This window comes from Psychrobacter sp. P11F6 (assembly GCF_001435295.1).
In the GTDB taxonomy this organism is placed as follows: Bacteria; Pseudomonadota; Gammaproteobacteria; order Pseudomonadales; family Moraxellaceae; genus Psychrobacter.
In genome coordinates, this window is the sequence record NZ_CM003594.1 from 597,160 (window position 1) to 614,763 (window position 17,604).

13 protein-coding genes and 4 tRNA genes are annotated in these 17,604 nt (G+C 42.6%); 11 read left to right on the plus strand and 6 right to left on the minus strand.

The genetic code is table 11. The annotated features are described in order from the left end of the window. Positions 1 to 24: 24 nt before the first annotated feature. The 3 genes from AK822_RS15235 to AK822_RS02520 all read right to left on the minus strand — a co-directional run bounded on the left by AK822_RS15235 (position 25) and on the right by AK822_RS02520 (position 4,548). A complete protein-coding gene (locus AK822_RS15235) occupies positions 25 to 531 on the minus strand; it encodes a WG repeat-containing protein (RefSeq protein ID WP_087945673.1) in 507 nt (168 codons plus the stop codon). A gap of 415 nt (positions 532 to 946) precedes the next feature. Beyond that, complete coding sequence (polA, locus tag AK822_RS02515; RefSeq protein WP_416202328.1) at positions 947 to 3,937, minus strand: DNA polymerase I; 2,991 nt, start codon at positions 3,935 to 3,937, stop codon at positions 947 to 949. Between the two features lie 197 nt (positions 3,938 to 4,134). Further along, positions 4,135 to 4,548 carry an organic hydroperoxide resistance protein gene (locus AK822_RS02520; protein ID WP_060490459.1) on the minus strand — a complete coding sequence of 138 codons (414 nt, stop codon included), beginning with the start codon at positions 4,546 to 4,548 and terminating at the stop codon, positions 4,135 to 4,137. 279 nt (positions 4,549 to 4,827) lie between these two features. Here AK822_RS02520 and AK822_RS02525 point away from each other — a divergent pair, with 279 nt between their 5' ends. From AK822_RS02525 to rimI, 11 genes are all read left to right on the plus strand, one after another. Further along, a complete protein-coding gene (locus AK822_RS02525) occupies positions 4,828 to 5,751 on the plus strand; it encodes a hypothetical protein (RefSeq protein ID WP_060490460.1) in 924 nt (307 codons plus the stop codon). Positions 5,752 to 5,939: 188 nt separating this feature from the next. Then, positions 5,940 to 7,535 (plus strand): peptide chain release factor 3, encoded by a 1,596-nt coding sequence (locus AK822_RS02530; RefSeq protein WP_045453786.1) that lies wholly within the window; start codon positions 5,940 to 5,942, stop codon positions 7,533 to 7,535. Between the two features lie 213 nt (positions 7,536 to 7,748). Next, positions 7,749 to 8,603: an RsiV family protein gene (locus AK822_RS02535; RefSeq protein WP_060490461.1), complete on the plus strand. Its 855-nt coding sequence runs from the start codon at positions 7,749 to 7,751 to the stop codon at positions 8,601 to 8,603. A 123-nt stretch (positions 8,604 to 8,726) separates the two neighbouring features. After that, positions 8,727 to 9,893: an FHA domain-containing protein gene (locus tag AK822_RS02540; protein WP_060490462.1), complete on the plus strand. Its 1,167-nt coding sequence runs from the start codon at positions 8,727 to 8,729 to the stop codon at positions 9,891 to 9,893. Positions 9,894 to 10,106: 213 nt separating this feature from the next. Further along, complete coding sequence (locus AK822_RS02545; protein ID WP_060490463.1) at positions 10,107 to 11,603, plus strand: anthranilate synthase component I family protein; 1,497 nt, start codon at positions 10,107 to 10,109, stop codon at positions 11,601 to 11,603. Between the two features lie 182 nt (positions 11,604 to 11,785). Next, positions 11,786 to 11,861, plus strand: a tRNA-Thr gene (locus AK822_RS02550). Positions 11,862 to 11,928: 67 nt separating this feature from the next. Next, positions 11,929 to 12,012 (plus strand) — tRNA-Tyr (locus AK822_RS02555). An 83-nt stretch (positions 12,013 to 12,095) separates the two neighbouring features. After that, positions 12,096 to 12,169, plus strand: a tRNA-Gly gene (locus AK822_RS02560). A gap of 119 nt (positions 12,170 to 12,288) precedes the next feature. Beyond that, positions 12,289 to 12,363, plus strand: a tRNA-Thr gene (locus AK822_RS02565). Between the two features lie 498 nt (positions 12,364 to 12,861). Further along, positions 12,862 to 14,052, plus strand: coding sequence for an elongation factor Tu (gene tuf / locus AK822_RS02570; protein WP_055124836.1), 1,191 nt, complete (start codon positions 12,862 to 12,864; stop codon positions 14,050 to 14,052). A 180-nt stretch (positions 14,053 to 14,232) separates the two neighbouring features. Then, positions 14,233 to 14,730: a ribosomal protein S18-alanine N-acetyltransferase gene (rimI, locus tag AK822_RS02575; RefSeq protein WP_060490464.1), complete on the plus strand. Its 498-nt coding sequence runs from the start codon at positions 14,233 to 14,235 to the stop codon at positions 14,728 to 14,730. A gap of 63 nt (positions 14,731 to 14,793) precedes the next feature. Here the strand turns inward: rimI and AK822_RS02580 are convergent, their stop codons facing one another. The 3 genes from AK822_RS02580 to trxB all read right to left on the minus strand — a co-directional run bounded on the left by AK822_RS02580 (position 14,794) and on the right by trxB (position 17,157). Beyond that, entirely contained in the window at positions 14,794 to 15,228 is a 435-nt protein-coding gene (locus AK822_RS02580; protein ID WP_045447676.1) for a MerR family transcriptional regulator, read from the minus strand. Positions 15,229 to 15,324: 96 nt separating this feature from the next. Then, a complete protein-coding gene (gene aat / locus AK822_RS02585; protein WP_060490465.1) occupies positions 15,325 to 16,134 on the minus strand; it encodes a leucyl/phenylalanyl-tRNA--protein transferase in 810 nt (269 codons plus the stop codon). Beyond that, complete coding sequence (gene trxB / locus AK822_RS02590; RefSeq protein WP_045456114.1) at positions 16,135 to 17,157, minus strand: thioredoxin-disulfide reductase; 1,023 nt, start codon at positions 17,155 to 17,157, stop codon at positions 16,135 to 16,137. It abuts the gene before it with no gap. Between the last annotated feature and the right edge of the window lie 447 nt (positions 17,158 to 17,604).

Sequence of the window (17,604 nt, forward strand, 5' to 3'; positions counted from 1 at the left end):
AAAAGTACTTATTATATTGAGTGTTTACTGTTTTAATATTTGCCGAACACGTATCATTTTAGGTGTTGTGTCGAGGTAATTGCTAACAGCTAAAAGATTGCCTTGTGAATCAAAATAGTAAAAATTATTGCCTTTCATAAATTTAAAAGTATCTATGTAATCATTACCAGTGAAAATAGGCATATCATACTCCGTTGGTACGATTATTTTATTATCTTTATTTATCATGCCATAACCATTCTCTTTTACCACGACTGCCAAGCCATTATGAAACGAACCAGCATTCAGATAGTTTAAGGGTACAACAGTCTTTCCACTGCTATCAATATAACCCCACAGTTCATCCTTTCTTACAGGTGCTAGTCCTTCTGAGAAATACCTGATTTCGTCAAACTGATATGGAATAGTAAGTTCGCCAGTATCATTAATAACACCCCATTTACCCTCGTATTCAACAGCCGCCTTACTTTCAGAAAAAGGTCTGACATCATCATATATTATCGGAATAATGACTTGGTTTTTTTTGTTGATGTATCCATGATGTTCATTTTTTTAACGATGGCGAGTCCTTCAGAAAACTCAGCAGTAAAGTTATAACTGAATGGAACGATGATATTGGCTTATTTATCAATAAAACCATATTTCCCATCTTTCTGAGCACTTGCTAAACCTTCATTGAAGTCACATAGCTCACCCCAACTTACTCCCTTCGACAACTTATATCCTGGCAATAATCCGCATGCTATTGCGTAATTACTTAAAGACAAGCTAAAAGCTAGGATGAGTGTGGTCAATAATTGTTTGATAACAGAATCCTTAGTTATCAACGTCAGCTCCTACGAATTAGATACTATCGATTGGGTATGATATGGGCAATCTAAAGAACAGCCCATATCCTATAAAATAAAAACGTTAGGTCTTGAGCTGTTTTATTATACAAAAACGCTTAATGCGCCTCATCCCAATTCTCGCCAGCACCCGTCTCAACCAATAACGGCACAGCAAAGTCCACATTCCAGCCTTTTTCAACGGCAGTGGTCGTCAAGACGTCTTGCATTGCATTAGTAATGAGTTGGCTAATCTCATCTACCTTGTCACTATCCACTTCAAACACCAATTCATCATGGACTTGTAGCAGCATTTTGGCTTGCGCTTTTGGCAGTACTTTATCGACGGCAATCATAGCCAGCTTGATTAAATCTGCCGCTGAGCCTTGGAGTGGCGCATTAATCGCAGCACGTTCAGCGCCTTGCTTGACCATACGGTTGCTATGAGTGATATCAGGCGTGTAGAGCTTACGACCCAATATCGTCTCGACATAGCCTTGCTCGTGAGCACTGGCGCGAGTATTAATCATATAGTTTTTGACACCCGGATAGCGATCAAAGTACATATCGATATAATCTTGTGCCTCATTGCGGCTCATTTGCAATTGCTTGGCAAGTCCAAAGGCGCTCATACCGTATAGCAGACCAAAATTAATGGCTTTGGCATTACGGCGTTCAGTTGGCGTGATGTCTGCGACATCTTTGCCAAGTACTTCAGCAGCAGTCGCAGCGTGAATATCTAACCCTTCATTAAAGGCGTCAGTTAAGTTTTTATCGCCTGAGAAATGTGCCATGAGACGCAATTCAATTTGTGAATAATCCGCCGCTAAAATAACGCGACCTTCTGGGGCGATAAAGGCTTGACGAATCAAGCGCCCAGTCGCAGTACGAATCGGAATATTTTGTAAATTGGGATCAGTCGAAGACAAACGCCCAGTACTGGTCAGTGCTTGATGATAGCTGGTATGGACGCGATCAGTTTCGCTATCTGCGACATTATCAAGCGCATCGGTATAAGTGCTTTTGAGCTTAGATAGACCGCGATATTCTAAGGTGATATCGACCAATGGGTGATCGATTTTTGACAGTACGGCTTCACCAGTAGAGTATTGACCTGATTTGGTCTTTTTGCCACCCGGAACGCCGAGTTTTTCAAATAGCATCTCACCAAGCTGCTTCGGTGAGCCGAGGTTAAACTCTTCTCCTGCCACTTCATAAGCGCGTTTTTCTAGCGCGATAATTTCTTCATCGAAGCGTTTCGATAGCTCATTTAAAAATGGGCGCTTAATAAGAATGCCGCTTGCTTCCATTTGACAAAGTATTTCGGCGGTTGGTATTTCTAGCTCGTGTAGTAATTTGGCATTATTGGCATCGTTCGCCAGCTCAACGCTGAACACCTCAAATAGCTGATAAGTAATGTCAGCATCTTCACAAGCATAGTCGCTAGCAATATCGATGGCGACTTGATCAAAGGTAACTTGCTTAGCGCCTTTACCAGCGACATCTTCATAGCTGATGGTTTGGGTTTGTAGATAATGGCGTGCCAAATCATCCATGCCATGACGAGTGATAGCGGCATTAATCACGTAGCTGGCAAGCATGGTATCCATTGCCCAGTTATTGGGCTGCTCGTGTAATGCACCTATGAGGTCGATATCATAATGACTGAGGATATGCGCATCGTATTTTAAATGCTGACCGATTTTACCGATATTTGGGTTTTCTAAAATAGGTTTTAGACGTGTTAAAACGCTATCGCGGTCGAGCTGTTTAGCCGTCAGCTCGTCACCCTCTAGCGCATGTGTCAGTGGTATGTAATAGGCTTCATGCGTTTGTACCGCAAAAGACAAACCGACGATTTGTGCTTGACGCCAATGGACGCTAGTGGTTTCGGTATCGATGACAAAATGTGGTGCAGACTCGAGTAAATGAACCAGACTCTCAAAAGCTGGTTCGTCGAGCACAGTATGCCACGCTCTATCATGCTGTTTACCGTTTTGGACATTTTCAATATTGGATGATTGCAGAGATTTGGCAACTTGTGCTTGTGATTCAGCATCTGCTTGGCTACTTGCAACACTTTGTGCGCCGTTCCCATTAGCATTGGCTGGATGGTTTGGGTGGTCAAGAGAAGCAAGCTCATTTCTAAACTCAAGCTCGCTATATAACTCGCGCAATTCATCTATATGGGCACAAGGATCAGTATCGATTTTTAAATCGTTCCAATCTTGACCGATATCTAAGTCTGTCACGATAGTGGCCAGTTTTGCATTAAACGGGATATCATCGGCGTGCTCAATCAAACCTTTAGCGCCGCGTCCTTTAATAAAGCCAATATGCTTTAACATATTGTCGATATCACCGTACTCAACGAGCAAGTCTTTCGCCGTCTTTTTACCGATACCGGGCACGCCTTTAATACCGTCAGAAGCATCACCCATTAAGGTCAAAAAATCAATCATTTGGTTTGGATTAATACCGAATTTTTCGATGACCGCTTGGGTGTCCGTTACTTTACCCGTGAAGCTGTCTTCCAATATGACGCAGTCATTGACCAGTTGCATCATGTCTTTATCGCCGGTTGAGATAACCACATGATGACCTTGCTCGACCGCACGGTGCGCCAGTGTGCCGATAATGTCATCCGCTTCTGCACCTTCGATGCGTAACAGTGGAATGCCCAAAGCGGTTACCAAGCGATGGATATAAGGAATTTGCTCCACCAGCTCTATGTCGATGGGTGGACGCGCCGCCTTATAATCAGCAGACATATGATGGCGAAAAGTGGGTGACTTGGTATCAAAACAGACCGCCATGTGAGTAGGATGATATCGACGCATCAGTTTTAGTAGCGCATTGAGCGTGCCACGGATGGCATTCGTTATCAGCCCCTGCGAGTTTTGCATGGTTTTTGGCAAGGCGTGATACGTGCGAAACAGATAATAAGAGCCATCAACCAAAATAAAAGGTGGCTGATTTTTGTCCACGTGACTGGTGTCCATAGTCGCTACGTTGGGCATGGCATCAAAATTTGGTAAGGCTTTAGGGTCAAGCGCTTGATGCGAGTTGTGGTTATTGTCTGCGGAGGAGTCGGTCATATGGTCAGTCATAAAGGTCACTTATTATTAGGTATCAGATAGAGTAAATATCAGATAAAACGATGCTTCCATTATAACGATAAAATCAGACCTTGCCGAACTTCTCGATAGTTATGATATTTCTACTGCTGACAGACGCTCATAAAAAAAGAACCCAGTATTCACTGAGCTCTCTTATAGATAAAGCCGACATTGTTATTGTTAAAAATCTATCTCACTTCTGAAGTCACTTCACTATCGATATTACCGTGAGTCGCTTTAGAATATGGGCAAACTTTATTGGCTTTTTCGACCAACTTTTGGAACTCATCCGCTGATAGCTCTGTGTTTTCAGCAGTAACATGAATTTTCACGGCTAATTGAAAATCTAAGCCTTCACCTTTCATTAAATCTACGGATACTTCAGTGGTAGAGTCAAACTTTGCTTTTTCTGCCCCTTTGACCGCAGCAAGTGCGCCATCAAAGCAAGCGGCATAGCCCATCGCAAATAATTGCTCTGGATTATTACCGTCTTTACTGGAACCCGGCGCGACCATATTAATCGTCAAATCACTGTCTTGCAGACTGGCATTACCTGTACGGCCGCCAGTAACTGTTGCTTTGGTGGAATATAGTGTTTTCATAACATATCCTTTGTTGTGAGTTTTTATGTTTTAGCAATAAATTTTGATAGGGGATTCAGCATAACAAACCAGTGCATGAGCAATATAGGTCAGTCGTAAGTATATACTGTGGATTTGTAAGTGAACTGTTAGTAGAATCTTTAGCTGCATTTAACTATCGCAAGAAAAGCTTAATCGCTATAAGTAACAGAAGTATTAATGTAATATAGGAATATAGCTGTAAAAAATAAAGTTATCAAAATAGATGATAAAAAATCTAACCAATAAAGGTCTTATTCGATGAATAAATCAATGGTGTTACCTATTGCACTTTCTTTGCTAACATTTACCCTTGCTGGCTGCGGTGGGGAGGATGATGGTATTTATGGTTCGGGTAGTAATAAGATTACGCTGACCAGCTTTGACAATAGCTATGATAAGCAAGCGAAAGATAGTGCTATTGCACGCATCGATGAGACCTACCGTACTGGTGAGCGTGAAATAAAGATAAAAAATATCGTTAATAATTATAGTAATCAAGGTTTGAATACTTTGGACAGAACGGTATTATCAGACAATTTTGAAGGGCGACTGGATAATAAAAATATTGAAGTTGATAACCGCACTGTCAAACGTCCTATCTATGAAAAAGACAGTAATAACAAGCTAGACTACGAAACCACTTATAAGACGCTTAATCTATCAGGCTTGCAGGCAAACAGTTATAGCGCTGGTACCAACATAAATAACAGTCGCGGTATTCTCACCGACTTAAATAATTATCCTAAGATTCCAGCTAATGCAGAGTTTCCAATAGGCTCTGTTTGCTATATTCCAGTAGTCGAGAGCGAACGCTCGTTTTTAGCCTTTAACGACAAAAACAAGACGGGATATACATCGCTCGATAAGTGGATTGATGCAGCTGAAGACCGCTTTAGCGATGATAGAGGCTACAGAACCTCTGAGTTTGGTGTAGGCATAGGCAATAAGCAAAAAGCGGCACAAGTGACGTTCTTTGAATACCGGAATCAGCCTGCTTATCAGTACAATGGGGTCGAATATAACGATAGCACGGATGATAAAAATGCTATTTATGAAGCAAACTATGTTGCCAAAGGTGTGATAAATCCGAATACCAACAGTATTCGCGGTGTGGTGGATTGTACGATAGTCAATGAAGTCGCAGGAGATTTCTTGGCCGCACAAATCAAACGCTACTATTAATCTTAAAAACGCATCATGTTAAAAAAATGACTAACACTCTCTATTTGACTATCTAGGGAGTGTTTTTTTATGCGCTAATTCTGCACCTTGACGCTAAATCCGCTACAATACGCTCATTATTTATTCTATTTAGTTAGATTACTGTCTAAAAGACAGCCTTTTTGAAGTTAAGGTTGAAGCCAAAAATTATGAGCGTAGATCCAAAGAAATTAAACAAAGAAGTGGCTAAACGCCGTACTTTCGCCATTATCTCGCATCCCGATGCAGGTAAGACCACCATGACTGAAAAGTTACTGTTATGGGGTCAGGCAATTCAGGTAGTAGGTGAGGTCAAAGGCCGCAAAACAGATCGCCATGCGACATCAGATTGGATGAGTATGGAGCAAGAGCGTGGTATCTCGATCACCACTTCTGTCATGCAGTTTCCTTATCAAGACCATGTGGTCAATCTATTGGATACACCGGGTCACGCCGATTTTAGTGAAGACACCTATCGCACCTTGACCGCTGTGGATAGCGCGCTGATGATGGTTGATGGGGCTAAAGGGGTCGAAGAGCGAACGATCAAGCTGATGGAAGTCTGCCGCATGCGCGACACGCCAATCATCTCATTTGTCAACAAGCTGGATCGTCAAATTCGTGAGCCACTTGAGCTGCTTAGCGAGATTGAGGCAGTGTTAAAAATTAAATGTATTCCAGTGACTTGGCCTATCGGTATGGGACAAGATTTCGTTGGTGTCTACCATCTGACCGAAAATAAGACCTACCTTTATGAAAAAGGTAATGGCGGCAAGATGACAGTCTCTGAGACCCGCGCGGGCTATGATTATCCAGATATCCGTGAGCGTTTGGGTCAATTGATGTTTGATGCCTTCGAAGAGTCACTTGAGCTGGTACAAATGGCGTTAGAAGAATTTAGCGTTGAGGCGTTCTTAGCGGGTGAGATGACGCCAGTATTGTTCGGTACAGCATTGGGCAACTTTGGCGTAAACATGGTACTTGATACCTTGATAAAATATGCACCGCCACCCAAGTCGCATCCGACCAATGAGCGTGAAGTAGCGGCAACAGAAACAGATTTTAGTGGTTTTGTCTTTAAAATTCAGGCCAACATGGACCCACGCCATCGTGATCGCATTGCATTTTTACGCGTGTGTTCAGGCAAGTATGAAAAAGGCATGAAGCTAAAGCATGTGCGTTTGGGTAAAGATGTACGTATTGCCGATGCACTGACCTTTTTGGCAGGGGATCGCGAAGCGTTAGAAGAAGCGTATCCGGGTGATATCATCGGTTTGCATAATCACGGCACCATCTCTATCGGTGACAGTTTTACCGAAGGCGAGGAGCTGAATTTTACGGGTATTCCGCATTTCGCGCCTGAATTGTTCCGCCGTGTCATTCTAAAAGATCCGCTCAAATCGAAAGCCTTGCAAAAAGGGCTACAGCAGCTAAGCGAAGAGGGCGCGACACAGGTCTTTATGCCGCAGATTAACAACGATTTAATCTTGGGTGCGGTTGGTGTACTACAGTTTGAAGTGGTCGCGCATCGTCTCAAAGAAGAGTATAAAGTACAGTGTATCTTTGAGCCGGTATCGATTGCCACCGTACGCTGGATTCATTGTGATGATGAAGTGGCATTGGCGAAATTCAAACGCAAAGCCCATGACCAGTTGTCGCTAGATGGCGGTGGTTATTTAACGTATCTAGCCCCATCACGGGTCAACTTGCAGCTGATGCAAGATCGCTATCCAGAAGTCACTTTTAGTAATACTCGTGAGCATTAAAATCCATCATTTCACGAGTTAGTTTATCTTTTAAGACACGCCAGCCGTGTCTTTTTTATTAGCTTAGATTTAGGCATTAAACGAGAGAGGGTAGGTAGCTATTCGTTAGCAGGAGACAGCAAAATCCTAAAAACACAAACAGTGTTCCTACAATACATCGTAATTGTTACGGTAGAATATCAAGTAACATCTTATGTTTATAAAAGAGGATATATGAACGCTGCGAATCAAATTGATATCAATCAGCCAATAATGAATCCGCATTTATCGATGACAGCAAGTCGTAGTCGTCTGCTGAGACTGCTTGCCGGCAGTTTACTGCTAGGTAGCATCGCGATGCCTGCCAATGCAGGTAATCTCATCAGTAGCACGGATTATCTAGAATATGAGCTGCCTAAAAAAGTGCAAGCACAGTGTGTTGAGCGCGATAACTGTCCAGAGATTGACATCAAATATCTGAAGACCAATCACGGTTGGATCAATGATATCGCCAATGCGCGTATTAATAATTTAGTTGTCAATAGTAAACCGACTGAATCTGCGCCTATCAAAACGAATGTCAATCAGACAATGGTGAAAGCCGCCATTGATGACTTTGCCAGCTCACAGTTCATAGATATGCCAGAGGGCAGTTCATGGGCTTATAGTTTAATGGTAACGCCTGAGTATTTAGGTCATGTCAGTGATTTTGAACTGTTTGAAATCAATACTTATGTCTTTACTGGTGGCGCTCATGGCATGCCTTATAGCGAATACTTAATATTTGACCTTGGCACCAAAAAACAAATCAAGCTTGAGGATATGCTTCAATCAGGCAAGGAATCACGTTTTAAAGCGCTTGCTTATGATGCTTATAAAACGTGGGTCAAAACGGTTGACGACGATGTCAGCAGTTATGAGAAAAACTGGCCATTTACCTTAAGTGACAATGTGACACTGACGGACAAAGGCATCGATATCCGTTATCAGCATTATTCTATCGGCCCATATGCTTATGGCATGCCGGTACTTAGTATTCCGTACAGTAAGCTCGACGGCGTCATAAAGCCGCACTTTATACCTAAATAGTTCGGAGGGTCATTGCATAACTTATTACGGTTTATATTAAAAAAATCGTAAAATCTCTTAAAAAATTGGCAATGATTTATCTAAAACCATTTGAAATTTAATAAAAGAATAAGGAGTTACCGCATGACGAACAATACAGATAGTATGAAGGCGACAGTCGACACAGAGACTTGGCAACTTAATGCATTAACAGAAGCGCTTGGTGACCTAACGTTGACGGTCAATGACAGCCTGTCTGTTGGTCGTGGCAGCGACAATGACGTGGTACTTGGTAGCAAGCAAGTATCGCGTAATCATGCGGTGTTAAGGATCTTAGATGGTCGATTGTATGTCAAAGATTTAGACTCATCGAACGGTACATTTATCAACGAGCAGCGTATCGAAGGTAATACATCGAGCCTTTTACAGGTAGATGATACCATTGGATTTGCCAGTTTCAGCTTTCAGGTAAACGCGCCACTTGCTGCTACAGATACTGATGTATTAGCGCCCGTAGCAGTAGAGGAGTCAGTGGTTGAGACTGAGACAGTGGTTGCTGAAACGACTGCCGAAACACAGGCTGTCGAAGACTCGACAGTGAGTGAACCTGTTGTTCATGAATCAGTAGTAAAAGAGCCGATTGTTAAGCAAACGGGCATCGAAGCTATTCTGCCTGTGATAGCTGATGTGAAGACAGTACCTGTTGATACCGCCTTGGATAGAGTAGCAGACTCAGTAGGGGTAACTGAGACCAGTGTTAATGAAACAGTTGAACCAGTCTTACAGGAGCCAATTCAGGAGCCGATTGTGAAACAAACTGGCGTCGATGAAGTTTTGACGGCTATAGACAATACCGTGTCCGACATAACTGACGCGGCACCAGTCGCTGCTGCAACTGTAGCAGATGCACAACCTGCTGTAAGTCAGCCAGAAGCCGTCACAGCGACAGAGGCGGCACCGACAGCACCTGCTCATGATACGTTATTAGTAGAGCAGTCAGCTGTACATGAAAAGCCAGCAGTTGAATCAGAGCATGACAAAACGACTAAAACTGCTCTACAAGAAGAAGCAGATCCCGATATTCTACGAGCTAAGCAGGCGGCAACCGCACAATTTTCTGGCACTGCCAATCTAGATCAATCTCGTGATGTTGGGACAGAAGGTAATAATGCGATGGATCAGGCTATCAGTAATTCAGCCAATGCAGGACAGGCAGAGAAAAAACCAAGCGGTGGTTGGTTTATTTGGGTGTTTATTGCCGTCATTATTATTGCGTTAGCATTGTGGTTATTTAACATGGGCGGTGCGTAACCAAGTACTGACCAGTGCGTTTGAGATGCTCTAATCCAAGCGGGTTTTGATATAATTATTAGCCAATTGTTAGCTACTATCGGCTAATAGTCTAGTAACTCTCACGAATATGCCACTTTGATAGCGTCAACATTCAATAGAGTGTTGACGCTTATTTTATTTAACAGTCTGCTGTTTTATCTTTTGCCAATATTTTGTTAAGAGAGCATTATTATGATGAACTTTGAAGAATATCAAGCTTTTAAAGACCGTGGCTTTAGTCATGCTCCACTGATAAAAAAACGTCTAATGGACGCACAGACACCAGTATCTGTATTTTCTAAAGTACGTGATTTAAGCGGCTCTGCATATTTATTTGAGTCTGTCGTAGGCGGGGAGCGTTGGGCACGATATTCGATGATTGGTTTAGGTAGTGATCTCATTTTGCAGTATGCCGATGGTAATATGACCGTCAAAAAAAATGACCATACCGATGTCGATGCAGTCGCTGACCCGTTTGACTATATCCGTCAGCTAATGGCGCAATATAAGATGCCAACAGTCGAGGATATTGCAACGCTACCGAGCTTTAGCGGCGGCTTAGTAGGTTACTTTGGCTATGACATGGTGAGGGTTATCGAGCCAAGCGTGGGTTTGTCAGACGCCCCCAATCCGATGACAATGCCGGATATGTGGCTGATGCTGTCAATGAGCGTGATTGTTTTTGACAGTTTAGAAAATACGTTATCTATCATCGTTTATGCTGATTGTCACACTGAAGATGGCTATAGCAACGCCATCCGCGAGCTAGAAAAAATTGAAGAAAAACTGGCAGAAATGCCAAATCTGAGCGCACCCGTAATGCCGACGCCGACATTTACCTCACAAACAGGCGCGCAGAAATATTGTCATGATGTCAATAAAATAAAGGATTACATTTTAGCAGGCGATGTCATGCAAGTCGTTCCTGCGCAGCGTTTGACGGCCGATTATACTGGCGACTCATTAGCAGTTTATCGTGCCCTACGATTTTTAAATCCATCGCCTTATCTGTTTCTGGTGCATGGTTACACCCTCGATAATCACAAGCGTTTCGACATTATTGGAGCATCCCCTGAGATATTATCACGTATCGACAATGGCAAAGTGACGGTACGACCATTGGCGGGTACTCGTAGACGTGGAAAAAATGAAGCGGAAGATTTAGCGCTTGAAAAAGAGCTGTTGAATGATAAAAAAGAGATCGCCGAGCACTTGATGCTTATCGATTTGGGTCGTAATGATATTGGCCGCGTTTGTGAATATGGCAGTGTCAAAGTCACCGAAAAGATGTTTGTCGAGCGTTATTCGCAAGTGATGCACATTGCTTCTAATGTTGAAGGGACGATATTGCCCAATAAGGATGCGTTGGATGTTTTTTGTGCGACGTTCCCCGCTGGTACGCTATCAGGTGCGCCCAAAATACGCGCCATGCAAATCATTGACGAGATAGAGCCAGTCCGTCGAACCGTCTTTGGTGGCGCAGTGGGTTATCTAGGCTGGCATGGCAACATGGATACCGCCATTGCTATTCGTACTGCCGTGATGCGCCGTGGTAAAATTCATATCCAAGCGGGCGCTGGGGTGGTCGCTGACTCTATCCCAGAAGCAGAGTGGGAAGAGACCAACAAAAAAGCATTAGCGTTGGTCAAAGCGGTAAAAATGGCGTGTAATGGTTTACGGATTCGATAGGGACTCCAGTCATAAACACACAGTATGCGGTTATTGTGGAAAAACAGCCTATTTTTTATTTAAAAAAACATCATTACAATCAATTAGTTATATTTTTTTATTGAAATAATCATAAAAAAGGCAAAAAAGGGCTTGCGTCTTTCAAAAAATTTGATAGAATAGCCACCACTTTAAGAGAACAAGCCGACTTAGCTCAGTTGGTAGAGCAACTGACTTGTAATCAGTAGGTCGCCAGTTCGATCCCGGCAGTCGGCACCATCTCTCTTAAAGTAGCTTTTTATGAATCTGTCTTAAACTAAAGCCATTTTTGTTTAAAGCAACCTAAGGTGGGATTGGGGAGCGGTCAAACCCAACAGACTGTAAATCTGTCGCGAAAGCTTCGAAGGTTCGAATCCTTCTCCCACCACCATATTTTTTAAGTTTGTCATAGCGCCAAGCATACTCTTTATACTTCATGACTCTCGATTAGAGTCTTCTTGAATAAGAGTAATTGCGGGTGTGGTATAATGGTAACACCTTAGCCTTCCAAGCTAATGACGCGGGTTCGATTCCCGCCACCCGCTCCATATATACAACATCGCAAAGATTACCAATAAATCATCACGACAGTCAGTTTTAGTATTGCTGTATCGTGATATTTTTTTTAGTAAATCCATAAGTTGTTTTTTGTGGTTATTAAAAACATGCTCATATAGCTCAGCGGTAGAGCACTCCCTTGGTAAGGGAGAGGTCTTGAGTTCAATTCTCAATATGAGCTCCATTTATTGTTTAAACCTCTTGTGTTTGCTTTGCCATCTTTAAACAGTTTGTGTCGATATCGAAATTACAAAATATTGAAAATTATAAATTACAGTGTAGCAAATAATATTTAAGGGTGACACTGAGGTGTTGCCTTTTAGTGCTGTCAATTTATTAAGTTATCAATACATGAGTAAGTATCTAAGATAAAAGTATCTAGGTTCGGCAGGTTCCAATATTATTAATGATTTACACTAAGATAAAGTAGTGCAACAGCGATAATGTATAATATCTTGTAATGTTGACTAGATTAAAAAATACGTATAATGCTTAAACCTATATGTGCAGCATTGAAATGCATGATCTGAGCACATATATACAGTCGTAAAGTGATCAAACAGTTTTAGTAGATAAGCCATAGCGTCAACGGTTTGATGGTTCTGTATGCATCATGAGCCGTCAAACAGCTATTCACCGATCTTTGATTGATAAAGATTCACCAAAAAAAGAGGAAATACCCATGGCAAAGGCCAAGTTTGAACGCGTAAAGCCACACGTCAACGTCGGTACAATCGGACACGTTGACCACGGTAAAACAACCCTAACAGCTGCCATCGCAACTGTAGCAGCAATCACTTCAGGTGGCGAAGCCAAAGACTACGCGTCTATTGACTCAGCACCAGAAGAAAAAGCACGTGGCATCACCATCAACACCTCACACGTAGAATATGACACCCCAGCACGTCACTACGCTCACGTCGATTGCCCAGGTCACGCCGATTATGTTAAAAACATGATCACTGGTGCCGCTCAGATGGACGGCGCAATCCTAGTCGTATCAGCAACTGACGGCCCAATGCCACAAACCCGTGAGCACATCCTGCTTTCACGTCAGGTTGGCGTACCGTACATCATCGTATTCATGAACAAATGTGATGTTGTTGATGACGAAGAATTGCTAGAACTCGTAGAAATGGAAGTTCGTGAACTTCTTAATGACTACGACTTCCCAGGTGATGATACCCCAATCATCCATGGTTCAGCGACTGAAGCCCTAAAAGGCTCACAAGAAAAATACGGCCAACCAGCGGTTGTAGAACTTCTTAACGTTCTTGACACCTACATCCCAGAGCCAGAGCGTGACGTTGACAAAGCATTCCTAATGCCAATCGAAGACGTATTCTCAATCTCAGGCCGTGGTACTGTTGTAACAGGTCGTGTTGAATCTGGTATCGTACGCGTAGGCGACGAAATCGAAATCGTCGGTATCCGTGACACTCAAAAAACCACCTGTACTGGTGTAGAGATGTTCCGTAAACTGCTTGACGAAGGTCGTGCAGGTGAAAACTGTGGCGTACTACTACGTGGTACTAAGCGTGAAGACGTACAACGTGGCCAAGTACTAGCTAAGCCAGGTTCAATCACGCCTCACACCAAGTTTGACGCTGAAGTATATGTGTTGAGCAAAGAAGAGGGTGGTCGTCATACACCATTCCTAAACGGCTATCGTCCACAGTTCTACTTCCGTACTACTGACGTAACTGGTGCAATCCAATTACAAGACGGTACTGAAATGGTAATGCCTGGTGATAACGTTGAGATGGGCGTAGAGCTTATCCACCCAATCGCTATGGACAAAGGTCTTCGCTTCGCAATTCGTGAAGGCGGCCGTACTGTAGGCGCTGGTGTTGTTGCTAACGTACTAAACTAATCTATCAGTCTCAGTAATGAGATTGTAAGTTAGTCATAAAAAAGCCATCCTTGAATAAGGGTGGCTTTTTTTTGGCTATAAAAAGGTAATGGCATAATCAATATTGTAATGATAAATATTTGAAATACAGTAAGTGCTATGGTATTTGGGTTTGTATAAATAATAATAAGAGGATACATAATGTTGATGATAAAGATTTTATCAACCCATAGTGCAGATTTTGAGCAAGTGCTGCAAGCAGTAGCGGATATTGAAGCCATCATTCAACCGCAAGATGCTTGGGGCTATCAGACATTGGTGGAATCACTCAAACAAGATAGCATGCATCTGCTGATCGTTTATGAGCAAAAAGACAATATTATTATTAATAATACTGTGACAGGCTATTGTCTATATCAAGTGATTTTTGAACAAGCGGAGATTTTACGTATTGGCACCCATCCTGATTATCAACGTCAAGGTATTGCCTCACAAATTTTTGCCAGATTGAATACAGAATTGAGAACGCATCAGGTGGAGAGCCTTTTATTAGAAGTGCGCGCAGATAATGCGCCTGCGATAGCCTTATATGAGCAGCAAGAATTTGCTCTAATTCATAAGCGTAAAGGGTATTACCAAACTCCACATCAACCAGCTATTGATGCCCTGATTATGCAGCGCCTGTACGTCCGAGAATAATGAAGGGTATCGAATGGAACCAAATAAACCCGCAGAATAGTAGATGGGTCGGCACTTTTATTATTATTGAGTGGGTATTTTCTTTTTGCAGATTTCAATATTGAGTTTATAGTCATTATCTACTTTCATACGCTCAAGAACATCGATACGTTCGCTTAATAGCTCTACCATGAGGCTGATATTGGCTTGCTGTTTTTGTATTTGCGCCAATTTTTGCTGAGTAAGCATCAGTTGTAAATCAACATCCAATTGACCATCGTAATAATCATTCAAGCTGTCTCTGATTTCAGTGAGTGTAAAGCCAATCGCTTGCGCACTTTTGATTAGCTCAATACGTTCGATACATTCTGGATGAAACTCGGTATATAAACGCGAGCCTGCCTGACGCTTACGAGATTTTAGCAAGCCCAGTTGGTCATAATGACGCACGGTGTCTTTGGTTGTTTGAGCTTTTGTTGCCAGTGTTCCAATCAGTAAGAACGATGTGTCGGGTGCCATGATAACCTCGTCGGTAGGTAGCAGTTGATAAGGTACGAGTTAATAAAGTAGCGATTAACAAACAGACATAAGCCATCAATCACTTCGTCATCGTATTTATTTTAAGATAAGCTGCCAAGGTTCTATGGTATCAAGTAACGATACGGCGAGTGGTTTATGAGAGTTATTTTGCCATTTGACAATATTATTAGCCGTTAAGAGATCCAATTGAGTGAGAAATTCAGCACGCGGTAGCGTGGTTGCACCCAAGCTCATCAAATGCTCATTTGGTAGCTGACAGTCGACCAGCGCCACATGGCTTTGTTCACATAAGCGCATTAAACCCCAAAATGCGAACTTTGAGGCGTTAGAGGCGATATGAAACATCGATTCGCCAAAGTAAATGCTACCTATTTTTAGACCATAAAGCCCGCCAATGAGTTGCCCTTTATCATTCCAAACTTCAATGCTATGTGCAAATCCTTGTGCATGCAGTTCGGTATAAGCCTCAATCATTTCATCATGAATCCAAGTATGTTCGCCCTCGGGCTGTTCATTATTGAGGCGATCACTGCGCGGTAAACTACAGGCATGAATAACGTCATCAAAAGCTTGATTCAAGGTTAATTGCCAACGCTCGCGGATGGCTTGCTTACGCAGCGACTTGCTTGGCTTATAATTGGTTGGCACCATCACACAGCGCGGTTCAGGGCACCACCATGCAATTGGTTCATCTTCATTAAACCAAGGAAACAGACCCTGCGCGTAAGCAGAAATCAATGTTTCGGCTGCCAAATCTCCTCCGACAGCGACGATACCAATGCCGTCAGGATCAACCATCAAAGGGTCAGGAAAGTCATAACGCCCAAGACTTTTTAAGGTCTCAGGCGTGATGTGCTCATTGTTATATTGAGAGAAATTACCCATTTAGGCTTCTTTATCAGCAGTCAATGTTGACGCATAAGTATGGTCAGCGGCTGTAGCTTCGCCAATCGCATCCAAGTATTTTTCAGCATCTAGCGCGGCCATACAGCCCGTACCAGCAGAAGTGATTGCTTGACGATAGACATGATCTGCGACATCACCTGCGGCAAATACACCTTCGATGCTGGTTTGTGTGGCATTGCCGTCTAAGCCGCTTTTGACAATAAGATAGCCGTCTTTCATATCCAGCTGACCTTTAAATAAGTCTGTATTCGGCTTATGACCAATCGCGACAAACATGCCGAACACGTCTAATTGTTTAGTGCTGCCATCAATCATAGATTCGATGATTACGCCATTGACGCCCATGTCATCGCCGACGACTTCTTTGACTTTATGATTCCACTCGATTTTAATATTACCGTTTTTGACCTTTTCAAACAGTTTATCTTGGAGGATTTTTTCGGAGCGTAAGCTATCACGGCGATGCACCAAGGTCACTTCAGCGGCAATGTTAGATAAATATAGGGCTTCTTCAACAGCAGTATTACCACCACCGATGACAGCAACTTTTTGATCTTTATAAAAGAAACCATCACAAGTTGCACACGCTGATACGCCAAGACCGCGGAATTTGGTTTCTGACTCCAACCCCAAATACTGTGCTGATGCGCCAGTCGAGATAATAAGCGCATCACAAGTGTAGCTACCGTTATTACCCGTCAGCTCAAAAGGGCGCACGTTTAAATTGACTTCATTGATATGGTCATAAACCAGTTCAGTACCAAAGCGCTCGGCATGGGCTTTCATGCGATCCATCAATGCAGGACCTGTTAAGTCATGCGCATCGCCCGGCCAGTTATCGACTTCAGTGGTGGTAGTTAGCTGTCCACCTACTTCCATGCCCGTGACCATGACAGGTTTCAGGTTGGCACGTGCTGCATACACAGCCGCTGCATAACCAGCAGGGCCTGAGCCTAGGATAATGAGTTTTTCGTGACGTGGAGCGGTATTGTCAGTTGCCATGAGTTGTTCCTTGCTAAATATAAATGTTAAAAATACGAGTGAGCAATATAATAAAAAACAGTCTTCAAAATTGATGCTAATGGGATTTTCTAATCGCTGCGTGATAATAACATAAGGGCATTGGACGAAAAGTACAAGTTTGCTAAAACAAACACAGGTATGATTACAATCAAAGTATATTTCTCTTGAAATATTATGGTTAGAAACCGCTGGTATTTTATAGGTCTTATCTAATATGACTGTCCTTGTTCTATTCGTTATATTTTGCGAGTGACATAGGTTTTTGCTTAAACCGTATGATTTTTGCCTAAACCGTATACAGACTGATTTTATTGCACGCTTTCTTTGTAAGACGGTCGCCACTATCCCTATGTATTTGTTATTATAAGAAGTTATGCCAAGTGTGCCAAAGGCAAAAAGAAGGCTGTTGTATATCGCTTTTATAAT

Bases quoted from the DNA above. Each gene is read 5' to 3' on its own strand.
- polA (WP_416202328.1), bottom strand. From the start codon at position 3,937: ATGACTGACCATATGACCGACTCCTCCGCAGACAATAACCACAACTCG.
- AK822_RS02520 (WP_060490459.1), bottom strand. From the start codon at position 4,548: ATGAAAACACTATATTCCACCAAAGCAACAGTTACTGGCGGCCGTACA.
- AK822_RS02525 (WP_060490460.1), top strand. From the start codon at position 4,828: ATGAATAAATCAATGGTGTTACCTATTGCACTTTCTTTGCTAACATTT.
- AK822_RS02530 (WP_045453786.1), top strand. From the start codon at position 5,940: ATGAGCGTAGATCCAAAGAAATTAAACAAAGAAGTGGCTAAACGCCGT.
- AK822_RS02535 (WP_060490461.1), top strand. From the start codon at position 7,749: ATGAACGCTGCGAATCAAATTGATATCAATCAGCCAATAATGAATCCG.
- AK822_RS02540 (WP_060490462.1), top strand. From the start codon at position 8,727: ATGACGAACAATACAGATAGTATGAAGGCGACAGTCGACACAGAGACT.
- AK822_RS02545 (WP_060490463.1), top strand. From the start codon at position 10,107: ATGATGAACTTTGAAGAATATCAAGCTTTTAAAGACCGTGGCTTTAGT.
- tuf (WP_055124836.1), top strand. From the start codon at position 12,862: ATGGCAAAGGCCAAGTTTGAACGCGTAAAGCCACACGTCAACGTCGGT.
- rimI (WP_060490464.1), top strand. From the start codon at position 14,233: ATGTTGATGATAAAGATTTTATCAACCCATAGTGCAGATTTTGAGCAA.
- AK822_RS02580 (WP_045447676.1), bottom strand. From the start codon at position 15,228: ATGGCACCCGACACATCGTTCTTACTGATTGGAACACTGGCAACAAAA.
- aat (WP_060490465.1), bottom strand. From the start codon at position 16,134: ATGGGTAATTTCTCTCAATATAACAATGAGCACATCACGCCTGAGACC.
- trxB (WP_045456114.1), bottom strand. From the start codon at position 17,157: ATGGCAACTGACAATACCGCTCCACGTCACGAAAAACTCATTATCCTA.